The sequence below is a fragment of the Enorma sp. genome (assembly GCF_982429025.1).
On sequence record NZ_CEWCAA010000021.1, the window covers coordinates 1 to 21653 of the forward strand.

A 21653-nucleotide genomic window follows, 5' to 3' on the forward strand; every position below is an offset into this window, starting at 1 on the left:
CGGCAACCACGGCGACCGGGGCACCCGCCACGAGCATCTCCTGCACAGCGGGCTGAAGACGCTCGGACCCGCACGAAAGAACAAGTACGACGTCGGTGTCGGCGCGAACCTCGATCGGCGCTCCACCCAAGCGCTCCACACGTACGAGAGCAGACGTCGTCTGCGGAACGAGTGCGTCGCGCACCGTCTCGATGACGAACGGCGACGCGGAGCTGTCAACGTAGACCGCCACGCGCACCGGCGTATCGGAATCCTTCTTTGCCGATGCACCCAGCTTAAGCGCCTGGGCAAGCGCATCGATCGGTAGCCTCATCGCACGTCCCATACCTTCCCAAACCGCTTATCGGGCGCCCCTGCGACGCCAGATCGATTGGATGATGCCGATAATCAAGCACTGGACAATCATAGACGAAGATCCGAAGCTGATGAATGGCAGCGGAATACCCGTGATGGGCATAAGCCCGATGCACATGCCGATGTTCTCAAAAATCTGGAACAGCCACATGCCAACGAACCCAACGCACACGAGGCGATAGAAGAGCGATTCGCATTTGATGGCGATGCGAATGGTTGAGAACATGAGCAGGGCGAAGAGAGCGAGGAGCACGAAGGCGCCGGCAAAACCGAAGGTCTCGCAGAGCAGGGCGAACACGAAGTCGGTATGCGCCTCGGGCAGGAAGCCCGAGGTGGATTGCGTCGCATTGCCTATCCCTTTGCCGAAAAACCCTCCCGAGCCTACGGCGATGAGGGACTGCTGCAGGTTGTACCCCGCACCGGAGGTATCGGCCTCGGGATCGAGAAACACGAGCAGGCGGTTCATCTGGTAGTTCTTGATAAATGAGCGGCTATCCCCCAGAACGCCGTCGATGATGGAATCGGTCGCGAGCATGAGCGAGACGAGTCCGATGATGAGCGCAAGGGTCATGAGAACCCATTCCTTGCGCGCTCCGCTCATCATGATCACGATGGCTCCCGAAACGAACACGACGAGGCCGCTTCCCAGGTCGCCCTGAATGATGACGCATGCGAAGGGTATCGCGAGCATGCCACACAGCTTGACGTAATCACGGAGCGTGTCGATCTTGCCATGGTACTGCGCCCCAAGCGCCGACATGAAAAAGATCGTCACGACTTTCACGAGCTCGACGGGCTGGAAGGTAAGGTTGATTAACGGGATGCGTATCCAGCCCGTCATGCCCATGGCGCTGTACTGAAGGCCTGGTACGTTGGGCAGGAACACCAAGACGATATCGATGACCAAAAGCACGGTCGAGAGGTTTTGAAGATTGGAGAAGTCGACGAACCGCCAGGTGAGGAACGCGAGGACGACGCCGATGCCGATGCCGAGCAGGTGGCGCGAAAAAGATGCATCCGCTATCGAGAGCGACGCCGTCCAGATGACAACGGTGCCAAAGAGCAGAAGGCCGACCCACGCGACGAGGACACCAAGATGGACCTGGGAGCGGAAGGAGCTCCTTGCCGAGCTCAACGTCTTGTTCACGCGCGACAGGCTGTCTTTGCCGCGAGGCGCTGCATGAGATCCAGCAGGCATGGTTCCTCCTTCCTAGCGGGTCGTATCGCTGAACGAGACGGCAGCGTCGTCGGGCGAGTCGTAGATCACGCCCAGAACGTGGCGCACGGCGTGCAGCGAGGTCGTGGCGCCGTACCCGCCCTGTTCGACCAAGCTTGCAACAACGTATTTCGGGTCATCGGCCGGGGCGTACACGATGAACCAGGAGTAGGGATCCTCACCCGACTTCTCGCCCGTTCCGGTCTTGCCGGCAACGCGTACCGGCAGATTGGTGAAGTGCGCCGTCGTACTCGGGGTCTCCTCATAGATGACGCCTTAAAGTGCGTCGTGTACCAGATCGAGCTCGCTCTGGTCGTTCACCTCGGCGGTCAGGCGCTCCTTAGTACCGGACTCGTTGTAGAGATAGGCATCGCCCTCGCCATCGCGTGCGACGGCAGAGAGGAAGACGTGCGGCGTGTATTCCAAGCCGTTCATGGCGATGCCACCGTACCCCGTAGCCATCTGCAGCGGGGTGACCAAGATATCGCCCTGGCCGATAACGATGTTCGTCATGTCTCCCGGGTTCCAAGCACGGTCCTCATCCGAATAACTTGAGAAGTACTCGTTCTTCCATTCAGCATCGGGCACGCGACCAGAGGCCTCGCTCGGCAGGTCAACACCGGTTTTGGAACCAAGGCCCCAGCGACGGAACATCTCCTGCAAACCCTCGGGATTCTCCTCGTCGTAGTAGAAATCGTGGCCGATGTCGTAGAAGACCGGGTCGCATGAGTACACGATGCCGTTTCTAAGGTTCAACGGACCATGGCCGCTGTGGTTCCAGCAGTACTTGCCGTACGCTTCGCCGTTGCCCGTCCACCAACCAGTGCAGTTGGTCGTTCGGGAAGACGAATAGATGCCATACTCAAGCCCGGCGAGCGCGGAGAACGCCTTGATGGTCGAGGCGGACATGTACTGACCACCAACCGCACGGTTGAGCAGCGGGTTTTGCGACTCTTCGCTATTGAGCTGCGACCAGATGTCAGACGAGACGCCGCCAACGAAAACCGATGGATCGAAGGTGGGCGCACTCGCCATGCCGAGGATCTCGCCGTTCGTGCAGTCGAGGCACACGCAGGCGCCGCATTGCGCGTTGCCGTAGCCAGCCCGATGCGCAACCTCGATGGCGTACGCCAGACCGTCTTCGCAAGCCTTCTGAATATTCACGTCGATGGTGAGGCGGATATCGGAGCCTGCGCGCGCAGGTACCTCCCCAACCTGTCCGGTAACGTTGCCGGAAGCATCGATCGTCACCGTCTGCTCACCGCGAATGCCTTGAAGCAAGCGCTCGTAGCGGCTCTCGACGCCTGCCTGGCCCACCACGTCGCCGGATCGGTATTCGATGCTGCCCTCGGTCTGCTCGGCCTCCTCCTGCTCCTGGAGTTGCTCGGAGGTGATGGTGCCGGTGTATCCGAGCACATGGCAAGCGAGGGTGCCGTAAGGGTACTCACGCTCCGTGCGATCGGCAACGTAGACACCCGTGAACTCGCCAGCGTGCTCTTGGATGTAGGCAACGGTCGAGCGGCGCACATCGGTCGCGATCGTATGCTGGGCCTGCGCACCCTCGGTATTGTCCTGGATGTTACGGCGAACGGCCACATAGGGCATGCCCAAGACATTTGCCAAGTGGCGAACGAGAACGGGGTCGTCGGCAAGATCGCGATACGCGGTCACCGCGAGCGAGGCGCGATTGCGCACGAGCTCAACCCCGTTGCGGTCGAGGATGCGGCCGCGAGGGGCGGATGTGGTCACGGTTCTCGTGCGATTGCTTACAGCAAGCTCGTCATAATAATCCGAGCTCACCATCTGCATGCTCCAGAGCTTGGAGATGAGTGTTGCGAACATCGCGCCAACGCCTACGGCAAGCAGGGTAAACCTTCCCTTATAGGCAAGCCCCTGCGTATTGCCCTCGCCCTCGGAGGCCTTTGGCTTGGTGCCGTTCTTGGTATCGAACGTGAATTTGCCCGAGTAGCCCCTCATGATAAGGAGCGACCCGATGATGGCGGCGACGAGGACGGCGCCGGCTATGATGACGACAAGCTGGGCATCCATTCCTCACACCCCCTAGCGCAGGTTTCGCAATCGCTTGCCCGAAGAAGACGATTTAAAGCGCGTTCCGCTCTTCCCCTTAGCGGTGAAGCCCCCGCGCCCTTGGTTGGCACTTCCAGCAACCATGAGGAAGGGTACGGCGAGCGCGCAGCTCAGCAACGCGGACATGAGTCCGTGGGCACCGAGCGAGATGAGAATATCTCCCTCGTACCCTAAGAGCAGAAGACCGATGCCGTTGGCGAGGCACACGACGATCGAGAACACAAAGAAGAGACGAATCGACGTGCCCGAGAAACCCGTGGTGCCTGCATTGGAGACATGGGAGAGCGCAAACGACCCGATGGTGAGCAGCAGCGTCATGAGGCCTACGGGCACCGATGCGGTAAGGTCGTAGAACAGGCCCGCGAAGAACCCGACGTACACCGCGCGAGGGGCGTTTCCCGTGAGCGCAAGGGTGCCGGCAAGCACCAGCATGGCGTTGAAGCGCCCGCCAAAGATGGAAATCTGGGGTGAGAGCGCTACCTGAATCACGCAGGCGACGACTGCAAGTATGACGAGCGAGCGCTGGCTCGGGCCCGAATCACGGAAATCCATGGCGCTCACCTACTCCCCATCCGAAGAGGAGCCGGAACCGTCTCCATCGCCGCCGCTGCTGGAGCCAGAGTTGTCTGTGGATCCAGAAGATCCAGGGGAGCCTGAGCCAGATGTGCGCGACGTACCCTGCGGCGCATCGTTGGCCTGCGCCACCTCTTCATCGCTCGCCTGCTGATCAGAGGTAAGCGAAGTGATCACGAGAACCTCTTCGTTGTTCTCCGTATCCGATGAGGCGGGCGTGACGGTGATAGTGTAGTAGGTAGCATTCTCCTCGCGAACCACCGTAGAGACGGTGCCGAGCGGGAGCCCCTTGGGATAGACCCCGCCGATGCCCGAGGTGACGATGATGTCGCCCTCTTGCACATCCGCATCGGTGGTGACGTATTCCAAGCGGAGGGTGCCGTCGGGCTGGCCCTGCAAGATGCCCTGTGCCCGCGTGCTCTGAACCATGGCCGAGACGCCGGAATTCTCGTCGGTGATAAGACGAACGGTAGAGGTATTGGCGGAAACCTCGATAATCTGGCCGATAACGCCCGCAGAATTGCAGACGGGCATATTGATGGCAAAACCATCGGCGGAACCCTTATCGATGGTCACCGTACGCGACCATGCATCGCTCGATTCGCCGATGATGCGAGCGGCCGTGGATTCGAGATTGTACGTCGACTGCAGCCCAAGGAGGCTCTCAAGCCGCGAGGCGGTCTCCTGGGCCTCCGAAAGTTCGGCAACCTGAGCAGTGAGCTCCTCGTTTTGCGCTTTGAGATCGGAGAGCGTCTCCTGGGAGGCGGTGAGGTTCGAGAAGACGTTGCCGAGTGCGTTGAAGGGGGAAGCGACAACCGAGCCGGCGTAGCGCACCGGGCTGGTGATCGTGGTCACCACGGAGCGTACCCCATGGATGGGGCCAGATTCCCCTTCACGGATGTAAAACGTGAGGAGCAGGATCGATATGACGCACAGAACAATGACGGGGCGCAGCCCCGTCGATTGTCTGAGATTGTTCAGGCTGGTGGAAAACCCCTGCGAGCGCGGCACGAACGATGTTCCCCCTTAGGCGTTGCTCTGGACGAACCCGCCATCGAAGGCATTGGCTTCGAGGACGCGCGCGCAGCCATTGACCACGTTATCGAGCGCCGTAGGGCTCACGTTGACCGAGACGCCCGTCTCATCGCGGAGAAGCACGTCGAGGCCGCGCAGGAGCGCGCCGCCGCCCGTGAGCAGGATGCCATAGTACATGAGGTCCGAGGCGAGGTCCGGCGGGGTGGCGTCGAGCGCGTCTTTCACGGCCTTGACCATCTCCTCGAGCGGCTTCTGCAGCGCGCGGCGAATCTCCTCGCTCTCGATGCGAACCGTCTTGGGCAGGCCGGTGATCACATCGCGGCCGTTGACCTCAACGTCGAGCTCGTCTTTGAGCGGCACGGCGGAACCGACCTTGATCTTGATGTCCTCAGCGGTGCGCTCGCCGATCGCGAGGTTGTAGGCATCGCGCACGTGAGAGAGAATCGCTTGGTCGAACTCATCGCCGGCAACGCGAATAGATTGCGAGACGACGATGCCGCCCATTGCGATGACAGCGACCTCGGTCGTACCGCCACCGATATCGATGACCATCGAACCCGTAGGCTCCTCAACAGGGAGGTCGGCACCGATGGCCGCAGCCATCGGCTCCTCGATGAGATAGGCCTGGCGCGCGCCGGCCGACATGGTGGCCTCGAAGACCGCGCGCTTCTCGACCGAGGTAACGCCCGACGGCACGCACACCACCACGCGCGGACGCGGAGTCCACGGGTAGCGCTTATCGGAAGCCTTGTCGATAAAGTAGCGAAGCATGGCCTCGGTGACATCGAAGTCTGCGATGACGCCGTCTTTGAGCGGGCGCACTGCCACGATATTGCCCGGCGTGCGGCCGAGCATGCGCTTCGCCTCGATGCCAACCGCGAGGATGCGGTCATCATTCTTATCGATCGCAACGACGGAGGGCTCGCGTATCACGATACCCTTCCCGCGAACGGAGACCAGCGTGTTGGCGGTGCCCAGGTCTATGGCGAGGTCGCCTGCATACTGGCCAAACAGCATATCCATCAAAGAAAACAACGTTTCCCCTTATCACATTGCTCGAACGGCGCACACGCGCGAATCTGGTCAAAGTGTAGCCCACTCATCAACCAACCGATGATGGCGGCAGACGTATCTCGTCAAACACCACAAGAGCGCGATGCTTACTCCGCAGCGGCGCTCGATCCATCGGAAGCCGAACCCTGCGCGGTATCTACCGTGGAGCTCGATGCGGCATCGGTCTCGGCAGTGGTATCAGACGAAGAGGCCGAATCGGAAGCGGAGGTGTCTTCATCGTAATGGAGATCGAAGGAGCTCACCACCCAACCGATATGGTTGTCGCTGCGCACGAAGGTCACATCGTACTGAGGGGTGCCGCCCAAAGGAAGCTCGACCGTAACAAGAGCCGTCGACTCAGTCATAGACTGGTCCATGTTGGTGATCGTAGCGGTCGCGCCATCGGGGATCGACGAGACGATCGACGCCTTGGCCGCATCAGAGAGGCCTGAGGCGAGATAGGCGTTCGTATCGCCCTCGTTAGCGGCAGCGTCGAAAAGACCGTTCAGGGCATCCTGCTGCGAGGGGAAGCCGAGCCCGCGCGTATAGGCGAAGGCAAGGCCGCCAGCAGCGATAACGAGCAGAACGAGGAAGACGATGAAGACCTTGAGCCCCGTATGACGGTGCTTGCGGCGAATCTTCATCTGGCGCTTGTCCTCTTGGATCATCTCGGCCTCGGTCATCTTGAAGAAGCCGGTGTCGGAGGGATCGGGCATGAGCGCACCGGACTTACCGAGGGGGTCGAGCGGGTCGATCGTGTTATCGAGCCCGGAAGCACCCGCAGGCGCCATCGCATTGCGGGCAGAGGCAGCGTCGAGCGCATCCTGTGCGCGGCCGCGCGCTTCCTCCTGCTCGGGCGTGAGCTGATAAAGCCCATCGGCCGTGGCCTGACGGAACGCCTCGAGCGCCTCGGTGGGCCGGTTAGAGGCGGCGTAGGCGCATCCGAGCCCTGCGTTGATCGAACGCGCGTCGTCACGAGGGCCGGCAAAATCGAGCGCCGTGCGGAACGATTCGATGGCGTCTCCCGGACGTCCGAGCTTCACGAAGCAGTCACCAAGCTGGGCAAGGGCAGACGCGGGCGCAGGGTTCGCGCCGTCGATCGCCGCCTGGCGAAACGCCGTGCCCGCCTCGGCAACGCGGTCCAAAGCGAGGAGCGCCCGGCCAAGGCCGAGCTGCGCTTTGTACGGGGTGGCATAGGTGCTGTCCTGGAGCGCCTCGGTGAAGCACCGGACGGCGCCCTCGTTATCGCCGATGGCAGAAAGAGCCTTGCCCTCATTCGTAAGAAGCGCGCCGCGCTTGCCATAAGCAGCGTCGTTCAGGGCGAGCGCATAGGCAGATGCCGCCTCGCGGGCCAAGCCGAGCTTCATAAGGGAGTTACCGCGAAGGTGATCGACCTCGCCAGCAACCTCCGAGTTCTCCTTGCAGGCGGAAAACATCTGTGCAGCAGTGGAAAAATCGCCTGCGCGATAAGCGGCGCGGGCACGCTCGAGCAATTCTGCGTTCACGGGATTCTCCTTCGATGATGCGGCGGACTAGACGGCTTCGTGGACGATCTCGATGTGGCGGATCTCGTCCCCCGCGCGCAGCTGGCCGATAACGTCGAGCCCTTCGATCGTGGTGCCGAACACGGTGTAGCCGGAATCAAGATTATGCTGCGGGCCAAGGCAGAAGTAGAACTGCGACCCAGCGGAATCAGGATGCTGGGAGCGCGCCATGGCGAGCGCACCGTCAACATGGCTGTTGCGGGGATTGGATGCAAATTCAGCCTTGATGCGCCAGCCGGGACCGCCGGTGCCAGGCATTCCGTCGGGCCCAGGCTTTCCCGCCGCAACATCCTCGCCGGACATGTCGCGCGTGTTGGGATCGCCGCCCTGGATAACGAATCCCGGAACGTAACGATGGAACTTCAACCCGTCGTAGAACCCCATCGTGGCGAGCTCGCAGAAGTTGCCTACGTGTATGGGAGCGCCTTCGCCATCGAGTCGGACGCGGACGGTACCCTTCGACGTCTCGAATACGGCCACTTCATCGCCCATAACGTCGTATTCAGGAGTATGCAGCTCAGGCTGAGCGAATCCAAACATCTCGTTCCTTCCGCAGTATCGTCATAATCGAGAATATTCTAGCAAGAACCTGCGCACTTCATCCTTTTGACAAAGTAGCCGCCGGAGCGGGCTGAATGCTCTGAAAGCTCATTGAACCGCGGCCGGGACCGAGATACTCACCAGCCTTGATCGCGCGCGAGGTTACTTCTCCTCGGGCTCCCACTCCGAGACATGGGCGTAGTAGTTATCGCGTGCCGTGTTTCCCGCCGCGCGCATGGGCTTCAAAATCTCGTCTTGATGCTGGGACATGCGCTCGCCATCTGGATAACTGAGCGAGACGTCCCAAGAGGCGCAGATGGCGTCAATCCGTTCATACATCCATGCGGCGAGCTGACGCACGTTAGCGCGGTCTTCCTCATAGGCAGAGCCTTCGGCAAGCTGCATGCAGTCAAGGTCGTCCATGATGGTTTGAAGCTCTTCACGCAAATCGTAGGCACCGGTCGAGGCCTGCTGGCGAGCAGAGAGACTCGACGAGAGGTACGAGGCGTTGAACGAATCGATGGCGTCGGCAAACCGCTCTCCCCCATTGATCGCAACGATGGCATCATAGGCCGCACTCAGGCGCTCAAAGGCAGCGGCATCGGAGAGAGCCTCGTCCTGGAGCGGCTCTGTCTGCGCATCGTCCGCGGAATCGCCTTCGGCATCTTCTGCTTGCTGGTCTTCGGTGCTCGATGATCCGCCCATGCCCGCGCGGCTCGGAAACATATCGCTCGCAGACTGCTGAACCCACGCATAGACCGATGGCATCACACCCAAGGGGTCGAGCGCCACGAAGGCGGCACCACCACCTACAAGTGCGATGCACAGGAGTGAAAGCACGATCGCCTTGATGGGACGCTTGCGCTTGTGGTAGGGATCCGCATCGTTCGAACGGCCCTTGGCGCCGAGGTGGGCGTCAAGCTGGTTTCGATCGAGCACGTTGGTCGCACAAGGGTCGAGGGAATCATTGAGCACGCTTCTCGCAGTGACCGGCTCAGCATGCGGAAGCTCAGCCTCGATCGCCGCCTGCGTGAGGCGCGGAAAGCTTGCGGTCTTTCCGGCTGCAAGATCGGACGCCGAGGCAGCCGTGGAGAGAATACCCGGCGCCGGACGACCGCATTTAGGGCACGTGCGGTCATGGGGAGAAAGCCTTGCGCCGCACCCGTCGCAGAACACGAGCCGCGGCCGGGCAGCGTCGGAAGTCACCTCGGCATGGCAATGGGGGCAAACGGTCGCGCCGTCGTCAATCGTCTTGAGGCAGTGCGGGCAAATCACCGGGAATTCGTCCTCCTTGTGGGTAGTGCGTTACAGGGTGCGTTTTAGGATGAAGGGGCGGTCGCGCGGCGAGACACGAGACCGTCGAGGACATACGGTAGGATACCACCGCTTGCAAGATATGCGCCCTCGGTGGGCGTATCCACGCGCACGCGCACGGAAAACTCGATAACGGTACCGTCCTCGGCGCGGGCGCGCACGCTTGTGGTCATGGGTTCAGGCAGCCCCTGCGCAAGCGAGACGGCCCCAATGGAGAAGGTCTCGAGACCGGTGAGCCCAAGCGTCTCTGCCCCCTCGCCCGGCATGAACTCGAGTGGAAGGATGCCCATGCCGATAAGGTTCGACCGGTGAATGCGCTCGAAGCTCTCGGCGATGATAGCGCGAACGCCGAGAAGCGCCGGGCCCTTCGCAGCCCAGTCGCGCGATGAACCCGATCCGTACATCTTGCCCGCGATAACGACGAGCGGATGGTGAGCACGGCGCGCAGACTCGGCGGCATCGAAGATTGTCGCCTCTTCGCCCGTCACCGGGTCGACGGTCCAACCTCCCGTACGCTCAACGAGCTTGTTCTTGAGACGGATGTTCGCGAAGGTGCCCCGCATCATGACTTCATGGTTACCGCGGCGGGCGCCGTAGGTGTTAAAGTCGGCATCATCGACGCCGTGCGCGCGGAGATAGGACGCCGCAGACGACGAGGGGTCGATGGCGCCCGCAGGAGAGATATGATCAGTGGTGATGAAATCGCCGAGAAGGGCTAGGCAACGGGCGTCCTCGATAGCAATCGAATCAGAGCGCAGCGCGTCGTCCAAAAACGTGGGCCGGCGAACGTAGGTAGAGGCATCATCCCACGAGAAGGTCTCCCCACGCGACGCATTGAGCGCGCTCCACGACTCATCCCCGCGGAATAGATCGTCATCGGAGCCCTGGAACAAGCTTTGGCTCACGAGCGAGCGTCGAAGTTGCTCGACCTCGCTCGCATCAGGCATGAGATCGGCGAGCATGACGGGTCCCTGCGCTCCGGTGCACAGAGGCTCGCGCTCAAGGTCGATGTCGACCGTACCCGCGAGCGAAAGGGCGACAACGAGAGCGGGCGCGCAGAGATAGTTCTGAACGATGTCCGGCGAGATGCGGCCCTCGAAGTTCCGATTACCGGAAAGCACGCTCACCAGCTCGCACTCGCCCGCGATGCGATGCATGGGGTCGAAGAGGGGCCCAGAATTGCCGATGCAGCTCATGCAGCCCCAGCCGCACGTCGTAAACCCAAGCTCAGCCAACGGTTCAAGAAGGCCTGCGCGCGCCAAGAGCTCGGTCGTCGCATGCGAACCCGGAGCGAGCACCTTTTTCACCCAGGGAACCGGCCTGCAGCCAAGCTCTACCGCGCGGCGTGCAACAAGGCCGCAGGCGAGCATCATATCGGGATCGGTCGCCGTCGTGCAGCTGGTGACCGCAGCGATGCCGATGGCGCCATGGCCCAGAGCATGTGTCTTCCCGCCGAATGACACCTCGAAGCGGCCTCCCGCATGCCGGCCGTGCTCCGCCAGCGATGCCCTGAAGCGGGCCTGAAGTCCGGCCACGCCGAGCCGATCATGGGGCCTAGAGGGCCCGGCGAGCGACGGTTCGACCGAACCAAGATCGAAGTCGATGATCTCCGAAAAGACCGGGGTTGCTGTATCGGCGAGCAGGTTCTGGGCTTCCAGATATGCTCGGGCCAGCGAGCGCTCTGTTTTAGTGCGGCCAAAGGTGCCAAGCTGGTCGAGCGTAACGGCATCAGGCGGGAAGAAGGTGGCGGTGCAGCCGTACTCGGGAGTCATGTTGGCGATCGTCGCGCGCTGCGTAGCGGTGAGCGAGGCAACGCCGGGCCCGAAGCATTCCACGATCTTGCCCACCACACCACGCGAGCGCAGCAGCTCGGCAAACGAAAGTGCAGCGTCCATGGCGCTCACACCCGCTCGAAGCTCGCCGGTGAGGCGAAGCCCAACGACGGCCGGCACCATCATGGTGATGGGCTGGCCCAGAGCCGCGGCCTCGGCTTCGATGCCGCCCACGCCCCAACCGAGTACGCCCATGCCGTTGGCCGTGGGCGTATGCGAGTCCGTGCCAACGAGCGTATCGAAATAAGCGCACAAGCTACCATCGGGAGCGGCACCGCTCATGGCTACCGTGCAGAAACGCTCGATGTTGAGCTGGTGGCAGATGCCGCGCCCCGGGGGCACGATCGAGACGTTCTGAAAGCTCTCGGCGCTCCACTTGAGGAACGAGAAGCGCTCTGCGTTGCGCTCCGCCTCGATGCGAGCATTCTCACGCGCAGCCTCGCTGCAGGACACGACATCGGCGGTAACCGAATGGTCAACGACAAGGACGCAGGGAATTTGGGGGTTGACGAGCGTGGGGTCCGCGCCGCGGCAAGAGGCTGCATCGCGCATCGCGGCGAAGTCGACGAAAACGGGCACGCCGGTGAAGTCCTGGAAGAGCACGCGCCCCGGCATGAACTCGATCTCCTCGCCCGAGCGGCCATCCCGGCCAGCTTCGACGATGCGGCTGGCGAACACGCGCGCTTCATCGGGCGTCCGCGCACAGCGCAAGACGTTCTCGAGAAGGATCTTCAGACTCACGGGCAGCGCTTCGCTTCCCGGCACCTCGGAAACATCGAAATAGCGGTACTCAGTCCCGTCGACGAGGAGGGCCTTTTCCGCGAAGCGCGGTTCTTGCGAGCTTGTCATGCTGCTCCCATCAGGAGGTAGGGGTATGGCCGTTTCCCATCCTACCGCGTCTGCGCGCGGGCATCTTCACGCGAATGCCCGAAGCCGATTTTGTTACAGAAACACCCGAGGAGCTCCTCGCGCCCTTCACACCACGCGGGCGAGCGCTTTCGTGCGCGCATTCAGATGCACGATGCATCTCGCGTGAATCTGAAGGTTCCGGCGCGGCCGAACGGGACGAACCCGAATCGCCCAACGCCTCCTCGGCATGCGACTCCGCCCGTTCGAGCGCGCGGTGCTCTTGATGGCGCGTCATGGATGCGTAGGCGCGCGTGATCACTCGGCGAGCGGTGGAACCGGTCGAAGTCACCTGCGGCACTCCCCTGCGCCGGCGCGTGACTCTGACGCCGCGGCCAAAGCCCGTCGCGAGCCTGGTGGTTTTAGGAGCCTGAGCGTCCATGGCGCCAGCGAGCTTCATGAATAGGAGGCTACAGGCCAAGGCAATGATCACGAGATAGACGACGAGGCCAAGCGAGAGCCGGGCGATGGAGAAGAAGTCGGGGAACGCCACCACGCCAATCACCAGACCGGAAACGATCGACGCGAAGAGAAGACGCCGGAGGAGCGTAAACGGCTGGGAGATGCGGAAGATGAGGCAGCAGCCTATGACGCTCGTCGTGACGAGACACATGGTGGAAAGCGTCCGGTTATCGAGCCCGGCAAAGGCGGCTCCCATCATGCACAGGCAGGCGGCCACGACAACGGAAATCGATGCGGGAAGCGCGCGCTTGATAACGTTTACGAGGAAGCTTCCTTCAACGCGCGCCTTGTTCGCCTCGAGACCGAGCACGAAGCCGGGATAGCCGATGCAGAAGAAGTTGATGAGCGTCATCTGGATTGGCTGGAACGGGTATGGGGGAAAGGCGATGCAGATCGCCGCGAGCCCCATGGAGAAGAGCGTCTTGGTGAGAAAAAGCGCAGCAGAGCGCTGGAGGTTGTTGATTGCACGGCGACCCTCGGCGACCACGGCGGGCATGCTCGCGAAATCATTGTCCACGAGCACGATCTCGGCGACGTTGCGGGCTGCATCGGAACCCGCGGCCATCGCCACGGAGCAGTCGGCCTCTTTAAGAGCGAGTACGTCGTTTACGCCGTCACCCGTCATGGCGACGGTGTGGCCGCGCCGCTTGAGCGCCTGTACGAGCTCGCGCTTCTGCTGAGGCGTCACGCGGCCGAACACGTGGTAGCGATCTACCGCGGCATCAATCTTTGCGGGAGTATCGAGCGTGGTGGCATCCACATAGGCATCCGCACCGGGAACCCCAACGACCTGCGCGATACTCGAGACGGTCCGCGGGTCGTCGCCCGAGATGACATTGAGCTCTACGCCCTGCTCGCAGAAGTATCCGATGGTCTCAGCCGCTGAAGTACGGATTTCATCCCGAATGGTCACAAAGCCCACGGGGCGCGCGGTGCCAACCATCTCCCCGTCTTCGGTAAAGCCGTCCACATGCGCCACCACGAGCACGCGGCAGGTGCTCGCCAGCTCTGCGACGCGCATCTCAACTTCAGCGAACTCCGCAGGCGCAAGCACGAACTGCGCCGCGCCCATAACAAATGCGCCCTCCGCGAAGGATGCTCCGCTCCACTTCTTCGCCGACGAGAACGGAACCACGCGCTCGGGCTTCCTTACGGGCACCTGGCTCTCGGCATAGAAATCGAGCAGCGCCTTGCAGGTCTCGTTGGCATCGGCAGAGGTCGCGAGCGCCACGTTCGCTAGGGCGAAATCGAGCACCGACACGTCCCGCGGCAGGAGCCCCGCGGCGTCCCGGGCAACGGACCCCTCAACGGGCAGCGGATACGTGCCCTCGACCGTCATGCGCCCCGAGGTAATGGTTCCCGTCTTGTCGAGGCAGAGCACATCCACGCGGGCAAGCGTTTCAATGCAGTAGAGCTGCTGGGCAAGCACGTTCTTGCGGGCAAGGCGAATGGTTGCAATGGCAAGCACCGACGAGGTGAGAAGCACGAGCCCTTGCGGGATCATGCCGAGAAGCGCGCCCGTGACAGAGAGAATCTCGTCCGAGGGCACGTGCCCTTGCGCAAGCTCTCCGGTGAACCAGCCCCACAGGCCCGTTCCCGGCGCGCCGGCCTCCACATAGCTTTCCGAAAGACTCGAGATGAAGAGTGCGATGCCGAGCGGCAGCATGATGACGCTCGCAAACCGCACGATAACGTTCAGGGTGTTCAGAATCTCGGAGTTGACCTTCTTGACATACTTGGCCTCATTATTGATCTTGGCCACGTAGTTCTCGGCGCCCACATGGATAACCCGCGCGTACACGAGGCCCGAATCAAGAAAGCTGCCGCTCATGAGCTCGTCGCCCGGCGTCTTTTTGATGAGGTCGCTCTCTCCGGTGAGCAAGCTCTCGTTCACCTGCGCCTCGCCATCAACCACGATGGCGTCGGCGGGAATCTGGTCGCCGCGCCCGAGCTTGACGAGGTCGTCGATCACGATCTGGTCAAGATCGAGCTCTACCTCGCGGCCATCGCGAATGACACGCGCCTTCTTGGTGGCAAGGAGCGTGAGCTTGTCCACCATGCGCTTGGAACGCAACGACTGCACGACGCCGATGCCCGTGTTGAGAAAGACGATGGCGAGGAAGGTGAGGTTTTTGAACGACCCTGCGATGATCACAAGGATCGCGAGAACGAGGTTGATGAGATTAAAGAGCGTAAAAAGGTTGTCGGCAATGAGCTCTCGAACCGATTTGGTCTTGAGCTCCATATTGACGTTAACGCGGCCTTGCTCGATGCGTTCGGCCACCTCGGAGGCGGTAAGGCCGGAAAGGGGGCCATCCTCCGGCGAGCCCATGGCTCCAGCTGCTCTCTCTTCGGCTTCTTGAGCCATGGCATCTCCCCACAACACGTTCAGCACATGCATCGCGCCCATACGCGGGCGCGGTAAGCTCTTAATACTAACGTGCCATTGTATGCCCCGTGCAAAGCTCGGACAAACACAGCATCAGGCACAACCATCGCATCCCCACGGCGGAAATCCTCAGATACCCGGTTACCGCGAACCGCTGTGAGGGCCCCAGGCTCTCGTAAAGAAAAAACCCGGGCCGCATGAAGCAGCCCGGGTTGACCAATCTGGTGTCCCTTACAGGATTCGAACCTGCGGCCTTCTGCTCCGGAGGCAGACGCTCTAATCCACTGAGCTAAAGGGACGAAGCACCATGCATTATACCCAAACGCAGCGCGCGGGCAACTTTGAATCGGCTGCAGGGATAACCATAGAACACGCGAGCACGATGAGCGCGCCGTGAAAGGCGCGCCGCAGCAAAAGGTGTACACGAGCGTCACAAAACAGGTTAAAACGCAAGAGTTTTGACGCTCGTGTACACCTTTTATGACCAAGAGGGCCGCCCCCGCCCTGCGCGAAGGACGGGTTGACAGCCCTGCAAAAAGTCCCAAAGGAGCACCTCGTCAGCACCTTCTGTAACGAGATGATGCCGCGCCGCACCCTGCCCGCCCATACGTTCGCCTTGGTATACAATATGACGACTTATCCCGCGCCAAAACCGGCGCAACCACGGCAAAGCCAGGAGACGACATGATTGCCATCCTCAAGAAGAATGCCGACGAGAGCGCTGTTAGCCACCTCGTCAGTTGGATAGAAAAGAAGGGCCTGGAGGCTCATGTGAGCCAAGGAACCGATGAGCTCATCATCGGCCTCGTGGGCGATACCACCAAGATCGACCCCTTCTTGCTCGAGAGCATGGACATCGTGGAGCGCGTGCAGCGCGTCTCTGAGCCCTTCAAGAAAGCCAACCGCAAGTTCCACCCCACCGACACCGTAGTGGACTGCGGCTTTGGCGTAAAGATCGGCGGCGGAAACTTCCAGGTAATCGCCGGCCCCTGCTCGGTGGAGGGTGAGAACCTCATCCGCATCGCCCGACGCGTGAAGGCCGCAGGGGCAACGATGCTTCGAGGCGGAGCCTACAAGCCGCGTACGAGCCCCTACGCCTACCAAGGCATGGGAGCCGAAGGCCTCGACCTCCTCTGCGAGGCGCGCGCCGAGCTCGACATGCCCATCGTTACCGAAATCATGGACCCACGTGACGTCCAGCTCTTCCTCGACAAGAAGATCGACGTCATGCAGATCGGCGCGCGGAATGCCCAAAACTTCCCGCTGCTCAAGGAGGTTGGCAAGACGCAGACGCCCGTCCTCTTGAAGCGCGGCATGTCCGGCACCATCGACGAGCTCCTCATGGCAGCCGAGTACATCATGAGCGAGGGCAACAACAACGTGATTCTCTGCGAGCGCGGCATCCGCACGTTCGAGACGCGCACGCGCAACACCTTCGACCTGAACGCGGTGCCCGTGCTCCACTACCTCTCGCACCTGCCCGTCGTGGCCGACCCGAGCCACGCGACCGGTTACACCCGCTACGTGGAGCCCATGGCGCTCGCCGCCACCGCCGCGGGCGCTGACGGCCTCGAGATCGAGGTCCACGACGACCCGAGCCACGCGTGGTCCGACGGCGCGCAGGCCCTCACGCCCGACATGTTCGACGACGTCATGCGCCGCATCCAGATCATCCGTGAGGCGATTACTCCGGAAGCGGGCGCATAGGCCATGGCAGAACAGCAGGAGGAGCAAGTGGAACGGGAACAGGGAATAACCGCCGCGGACGCACCCCGGAATGAGGCTTGCCGCAGCATGCGCGTGGGCATCGTAGGCCTGGGCCTTATCGGCGGAAGCTTCGCCCGTGCCTACCGCTCGCTTGGAGCCACGGTCTATGCCCTCGACACCGACCGAGACACGATGGACGCTTCCATGATCGAGACGGTTGAGGCACCACTCGATGATGCGTCCATCCCCTCCTGCGACCTCATCATCCTCGCTGCCTACCCTGAAGCGTGCCTCGAATGGCTCGAAGAGCATGCCGAAAAACTCGGACGCATCTCGGACCCGGATACCTCACGCGGCCCTATCGTCATCGATACCGCAGGCGTGAAGGAGGCCGTCTGCGCCCGCGCTTTCGAGCTTGCCCGCGTGAACGGCTTCGCGTTCGTGGGCACGCACCCCATGGCCGGCACGCAGTTCTCCGGCTTCGCGCATGCGCGCGCCGACCTTTTCCGTGGCGCGCCCATGGTCCTCGTTCCGCCCGAAACCGATGACGCCCGCCGCCTCACCTTGCTCGACCGCGCCCACACGCTCCTAGCCCCCGTAGGGTTCGGTAGCTTTAGCGTCACGAGCCCCGAGGAGCACGATCGCGTCATCGCGTTCACGAGCCAGCTTGCGCACGTCGTTTCAAACGCCTATGTGAAGAGCCCCACGGCACGCGCGCACCACGGGTTTTCCGCGGGAAGCTATCGCGATCTTACTCGCGTGGCGCACCTGAACCCCGGCATGTGGGCCGAGCTCATGATGGACGACGCGAAGAACCTGTCCCAAGAGATCGCTTCGCTCATCGAGGCTCTCGACGCATACCGCCTCGCCCTCGATGCAGGTGACCGCGACCGGCTGCGCATGCTGCTCGCCGAAGGCGACCGCATCAAGCGCGCGCTCGATGACGAGGCGTCAAGCGCCTAACATCCACGCGCATCTATCTGGCACCGCGCCCCGGGTACACGGGCATGGCCCACGCCGAAGCCATCGGCCACCTCGATTGGAGCTTTCCTATGTATACGATCGATATCAACTGCTCGTCGCCGTATCGCGTGCATATCGGCACGATGCTCCTCGAGCAGTCGGGCGAACTCATTCGCGACGCATGCAGGGGCTCGCGTGCCGCCGTCATCACCGATACGAACGTGGGGCCGCTCTACGCGCACATCGTGACCAAGAGCCTCGCCGAGGCGGGCTACACTACGTGCGTCCACATGTTCGAAGCGGGGGAAGAGCACAAGCGGGCAGACACTCTTATCGAAATCCTTGAGTTCATTGCCGAAAACGAACTCGGTCGCAAGGATGTGGTCGTGGCCCTTGGCGGAGGCGTGGTCGGAGATGTAGCCGGCTTCGCCGCAGCGACCTATATGCGCGGCATACGGTTCGCCCAAATTCCCACGAGCCTTTTGGCCATGGTCGATTCCTCGGTGGGTGGAAAGACCGCCATCGACCTTGCGGCGGGCAAGAACCTTGCAGGCGCCTTCTGGCAGCCGAGCATCGTCATCGCCGACGTGGGTTGCCTCGGCACCCTCACAGCTGAGCAGCTTTCCGACGGCTGCGGGGAGATCATCAAGCACGGTGTCATCTGCGACGCCGCGCTCTTCAGCCAACTGGAGCAGACACCGCTCACCCAAGAGCTCCTTACGCAGAATCTCGGCCTTGTTGCCGCGATTATCGCACGCAACATCGAGATCAAGCGCGATGTGGTCGTAGCGGATGAGCGCGAATCGGGCTTGAGGAAGCTCCTCAACTTCGGCCATAGCGCGGGCCATGCTATCGAAGCGCTCGAAGCGTATCAGCTAGGACATGGGAACTGCGTCGCATTGGGCATGGGCATCATCGCGCGGGCGGCAGCTGTGCGTGGGGTATGTGACGAGACCGTGCCTCAGCGTATCGAAGACCTCGTTCGTCGCCATGGGCTCGCCACCTCGTGCCGATGGAACGCAGAGCAGATCTTTGCCGAAGCCCTCCACGATAAAAAGCGGCAGGGATACTCCATCGATGTCGTCCTCCCCCACGAGATCGGCTCGTGTTCAATCGAGACGATGGACCTGCAGGAATTCAGGGACTTCCTCTATGACGGGCTCTCGTCCGCAGCGAACGTGCCCGTCGTACCAGATGAAGCACCCGCAGACAACGACCGTATTGGAGAGGAAGCCTCTCGATGATCGCTCGCATCGCTCCGGCGCATCTTGCCGGCACCGTACCCGCCATTACCTCGAAGTCCGTCGCACACCGCCTCATCATCGCCGCCGCGCTCGCCAACGGCGTGACCGACGTGACCTGCAACACCTCTTGCGCCGATATCGAGGCAACGATTCGCTGTCTTGAAGCGCTTGGCGCAAAGGTGGAGCGGGCGGAGCAGGGATTGCGCGTCCACCCCATACCCAAGAGCCAAGAGCACGGAATCCTGCGCGCACTGGCTGGGGCTACACTCGATTGCGGTGAATCTGGTTCCACGCTTCGATTCATGCTTCCCGTTGCCTGCGCACTTGGCGCAGACGCAACCTTCACCGGTGCCGGGAGGCTGGGAGAGCGACCGCTCTCCCCTCTCGCCGAAGAGCTCATCGCCGCAGGATGCGACCTTCAGGGCCTTGGCAGCCTTCCGCTCGCCACGAAGGGGCGCCTGCGCGCGGGAACGTTCAAGCTTCCCGGCAACGTAAGCTCCCAGTACATCTCGGGCCTGCTTCTCGCGCTTCCGATTCTTGGTCAGCCGAGTGTCATCGAAGTCACGGGGACCATCGAGAGCAAACCCTACATCGCCCTCACGCTTCAGGCGCTCGAAACCTTCGGGGTATCCGTTCGCGTTGAGACGGGAGCGGCACTCGACGGACAACCGCGCACGCGCTACCTGCTCGACGGAAGCCCCTACCGCACCCCCGGCAGCGTTTCCGTCGAGGGCGATTGGTCCAATGCCGCTTTTTGGCTATGCGCCGGTGCGATGGGCACTGAATGCATCACCGTCAGCGGCCTTTCGCTTTCCTCGGCCCAAGGGGACCGCAATGTCCTGGCCGCCCTCTCGTGCTTTGGCGCGCGCATCCGCCGTTCGACGGGCGCGGCGACGGTGCAACCTGGCACGCTCCATGGTTTCACGCTCAGCGCACGCGATGTGCCGGATCTGGTACCCGTCCTTTCGGCCGTAGCTTCGGTAGCAAAGGGAACGACGGTGATCCGCGATTGCTCGCGTTTGCGCATCAAGGAATCCGATCGCCTTCAGACGACCACGAAAGAGCTGTGCAACCTCGGAGCGCGGGTCAGGATTGTTGGTGACGACCTTGTCATCGAAGGTGTCGATGAACTTTCCGGCGGGGTGGTGTGCGCTCATAACGACCATCGCATCGCCATGATGGCCGCCGTCGCAGCGACGCGCTGCACCGACGCGGTGGAGATTCATGGTGCGGAAGCGGTGAACAAATCGTATCCGCTGTTCTTCGAGCATTATCGGGCTCTTGGCGGCTCGGTAGCGTTGAGCGAGGAGTGATCGCATGTCGTCGATGTTGGGTACCGCGCTCAGGGTGAGCATTTTCGGGGAGTCGCATGCACCGGCCATCGGTTGCTCGATTGACGGCATGCCCGCGGGCGTTCCGCTCGATCTTGACGAGCTCCAGAACTTCCTGGACCGGCGCGCCCCTGGTCGCGACGCCACGGCAACGACGCGCCGGGAAGCGGACCGGGCGCGTATTCTATGCGGCGCCGTCGACGGCCATACGACCGGAGCCCCCATTGCGGCGATTATCGAGAACGAGAACACGCGCTCGCAGGATTACGACGAGCTGCGTCGCGTGCCCAGGCCGGGGCATGCGGATTACCCTGCGCGCATCCGCTACAACGGATTCAACGATGTGGCGGGAGGCGGCCATTTCTCAGGAAGGCTCACCGCACCGCTTTGTATCGCCGGCGGCATCGCGCTCCAGGCTCTCGCGCAGCGAGGAATCCGAATCGCGGCCCACATCGCCAACCTGGGCCCTCAGGGCATACCCGACACCCCGCTCAATCATATGGAGCTTGATGAGGACCAGCTCTCACGTCTGAGGTCCCATGGTTTTCCCTGCATCGATGAGGGGGCTGCGGAGGCCATGAGGGGATGCATCCTCGATGCGCGCAACGACCTCGATAGCGTCGGCGGCGTTATCGAGTGCGCGGCGTATGGCGTGCCCGCAGGGCTCGGCGATCCAATGTTCGACGGCATCGAGAACCGAATCGCCCGCGTCGCATTCGGCATACCCGCAGTCAAGGGTGTTGATTTCGGGGCCGGCTTCTCAGCTGCCTATTTACGTGGAAGCCAGAACAACGACCCCTACCGTATGGACCACGGCAACGTGGTGCCGCAGACCAACAACGCCGGGGGCATCTTGGGCGGCATCTCGACCGGCATGCCCATCGTCTGGCAGATGGCCGTGAAGCCCACGCCGTCCATCGGGAGGAAACAGCAAAGCGTCGACCTCGATGCGGGGTGCGATGCCGACCTTGTCGTTCGAGGCCGGCACGACCCCTGCATCGCACCGAGAGCCGTGCCCGTAGCCGAAGCCGTCTGCGCACTCGCGCTTCTCGACCTTATCCTCGAATCTCAGGGCCACAGAGCTCTTTAGCCGTTTTCTGGA

Annotated in this window: 14 protein-coding genes, 1 tRNA gene and 2 pseudogenes; 5 read left to right on the forward strand and 12 right to left on the reverse strand. The window is 62.2% G+C overall.

Features of this window, described 5'->3' with window-relative positions:
• The 12 genes and pseudogenes from AC1VS5_RS05060 to AC1VS5_RS05115 form a co-directional block, all read right to left on the reverse strand.
• Positions 1-313, reverse strand: a pseudogene (locus AC1VS5_RS05060) (hypothetical protein); the annotation flags it as partial.
• Positions 314-340: 27 nt separating this feature from the next.
• Positions 341-1552, reverse strand: coding sequence for an FtsW/RodA/SpoVE family cell cycle protein (locus tag AC1VS5_RS05065; protein ID WP_144688436.1), 1212 nt, complete (start codon positions 1550-1552; stop codon positions 341-343).
• Positions 1553-1564: 12 nt separating this feature from the next.
• A pseudogene (mrdA, locus tag AC1VS5_RS05070) lies at positions 1565-3619 on the reverse strand (penicillin-binding protein 2).
• 12 nt (positions 3620-3631) lie between these two features.
• Positions 3632-4210, reverse strand: a complete 579-nt coding sequence (locus tag AC1VS5_RS05075) for a hypothetical protein (protein ID WP_481217903.1) — start codon at positions 4208-4210, stop codon at positions 3632-3634.
• A 9-nt stretch (positions 4211-4219) separates the two neighbouring features.
• A complete protein-coding gene (gene mreC, locus AC1VS5_RS05080) occupies positions 4220-5242 on the reverse strand; it encodes a rod shape-determining protein MreC (protein WP_481217904.1) in 1023 nt (340 codons plus the stop codon).
• A gap of 15 nt (positions 5243-5257) precedes the next feature.
• Positions 5258-6289 (reverse strand): rod shape-determining protein, encoded by a 1032-nt coding sequence (gene mreB / locus AC1VS5_RS05085; protein WP_019128371.1) that lies wholly within the window; start codon positions 6287-6289, stop codon positions 5258-5260.
• Positions 6290-6426: 137 nt separating this feature from the next.
• Positions 6427-7824, reverse strand: coding sequence for a tetratricopeptide repeat protein (locus AC1VS5_RS05090; protein WP_481217905.1), 1398 nt, complete (start codon positions 7822-7824; stop codon positions 6427-6429).
• Positions 7825-7851: 27 nt separating this feature from the next.
• Positions 7852-8403, reverse strand: a complete 552-nt coding sequence (locus tag AC1VS5_RS05095) for a peptidylprolyl isomerase (RefSeq protein ID WP_022349424.1) — start codon at positions 8401-8403, stop codon at positions 7852-7854.
• A 162-nt stretch (positions 8404-8565) separates the two neighbouring features.
• Positions 8566-9678, reverse strand: a complete 1113-nt coding sequence (locus AC1VS5_RS05100; protein ID WP_481217906.1) for a zinc ribbon domain-containing protein — start codon at positions 9676-9678, stop codon at positions 8566-8568.
• Between the two features lie 44 nt (positions 9679-9722).
• Positions 9723-12398: an aconitate hydratase AcnA gene (acnA, locus tag AC1VS5_RS05105; protein ID WP_481217907.1), complete on the reverse strand. Its 2676-nt coding sequence runs from the start codon at positions 12396-12398 to the stop codon at positions 9723-9725.
• A gap of 10 nt (positions 12399-12408) precedes the next feature.
• On the reverse strand, positions 12409-15285 hold the full coding sequence (locus AC1VS5_RS05110; protein ID WP_481217908.1) for an HAD-IC family P-type ATPase: 2877 nt from the start codon (positions 15283-15285) through the stop codon (positions 12409-12411).
• A gap of 243 nt (positions 15286-15528) precedes the next feature.
• Positions 15529-15605 (reverse strand) — tRNA-Arg (locus tag AC1VS5_RS05115).
• A 385-nt stretch (positions 15606-15990) separates the two neighbouring features.
• Here AC1VS5_RS05115 and aroF point away from each other — a divergent pair.
• The 5 genes from aroF (at position 15991) to aroC (ending at position 21641) form a co-directional block, all read left to right on the forward strand.
• A complete protein-coding gene (aroF, locus tag AC1VS5_RS05120; RefSeq protein ID WP_481217909.1) occupies positions 15991-17013 on the forward strand; it encodes a 3-deoxy-7-phosphoheptulonate synthase in 1023 nt (340 codons plus the stop codon).
• A 3-nt stretch (positions 17014-17016) separates the two neighbouring features.
• Complete coding sequence (locus tag AC1VS5_RS05125; RefSeq protein ID WP_481217910.1) at positions 17017-17976, forward strand: prephenate dehydrogenase; 960 nt, start codon at positions 17017-17019, stop codon at positions 17974-17976.
• 89 nt (positions 17977-18065) lie between these two features.
• Complete coding sequence (aroB, locus tag AC1VS5_RS05130) at positions 18066-19220, forward strand: 3-dehydroquinate synthase (protein ID WP_481217911.1); 1155 nt, start codon at positions 18066-18068, stop codon at positions 19218-19220.
• Positions 19217-20533: a 3-phosphoshikimate 1-carboxyvinyltransferase gene (gene aroA, locus AC1VS5_RS05135; protein WP_481217912.1), complete on the forward strand. Its 1317-nt coding sequence runs from the start codon at positions 19217-19219 to the stop codon at positions 20531-20533. Before aroB ends, aroA begins: the two co-directional genes overlap by 4 nt.
• Before the next feature lie 4 nt (positions 20534-20537).
• On the forward strand, positions 20538-21641 hold the full coding sequence (aroC, locus tag AC1VS5_RS05140) for a chorismate synthase (protein WP_481217913.1): 1104 nt from the start codon (positions 20538-20540) through the stop codon (positions 21639-21641).
• The last annotated feature ends 12 nt before the right edge of the window (positions 21642-21653 follow it).

Excerpts from the sequence above, each read along its gene's own strand:
- AC1VS5_RS05065 (WP_144688436.1), bottom strand. The coding sequence starts at position 1,552 with ATGCCTGCTGGATCTCATGCAGCGCCTCGCGGCAAAGACAGCCTGTCG.
- AC1VS5_RS05075 (WP_481217903.1), bottom strand. The coding sequence starts at position 4,210 with ATGGATTTCCGTGATTCGGGCCCGAGCCAGCGCTCGCTCGTCATACTT.
- mreB (WP_019128371.1), bottom strand. The coding sequence starts at position 6,289 with ATGGATATGCTGTTTGGCCAGTATGCAGGCGACCTCGCCATAGACCTG.
- AC1VS5_RS05095 (WP_022349424.1), bottom strand. The coding sequence starts at position 8,403 with ATGTTTGGATTCGCTCAGCCTGAGCTGCATACTCCTGAATACGACGTT.
- acnA (WP_481217907.1), bottom strand. The coding sequence starts at position 12,398 with ATGACAAGCTCGCAAGAACCGCGCTTCGCGGAAAAGGCCCTCCTCGTC.
- AC1VS5_RS05110 (WP_481217908.1), bottom strand. The coding sequence starts at position 15,285 with ATGGCTCAAGAAGCCGAAGAGAGAGCAGCTGGAGCCATGGGCTCGCCG.
- aroF (WP_481217909.1), top strand. The coding sequence starts at position 15,991 with ATGATTGCCATCCTCAAGAAGAATGCCGACGAGAGCGCTGTTAGCCAC.
- AC1VS5_RS05125 (WP_481217910.1), top strand. The coding sequence starts at position 17,017 with ATGGCAGAACAGCAGGAGGAGCAAGTGGAACGGGAACAGGGAATAACC.
- aroB (WP_481217911.1), top strand. The coding sequence starts at position 18,066 with ATGTATACGATCGATATCAACTGCTCGTCGCCGTATCGCGTGCATATC.
- aroA (WP_481217912.1), top strand. The coding sequence starts at position 19,217 with ATGATCGCTCGCATCGCTCCGGCGCATCTTGCCGGCACCGTACCCGCC.
- aroC (WP_481217913.1), top strand. The coding sequence starts at position 20,538 with ATGTCGTCGATGTTGGGTACCGCGCTCAGGGTGAGCATTTTCGGGGAG.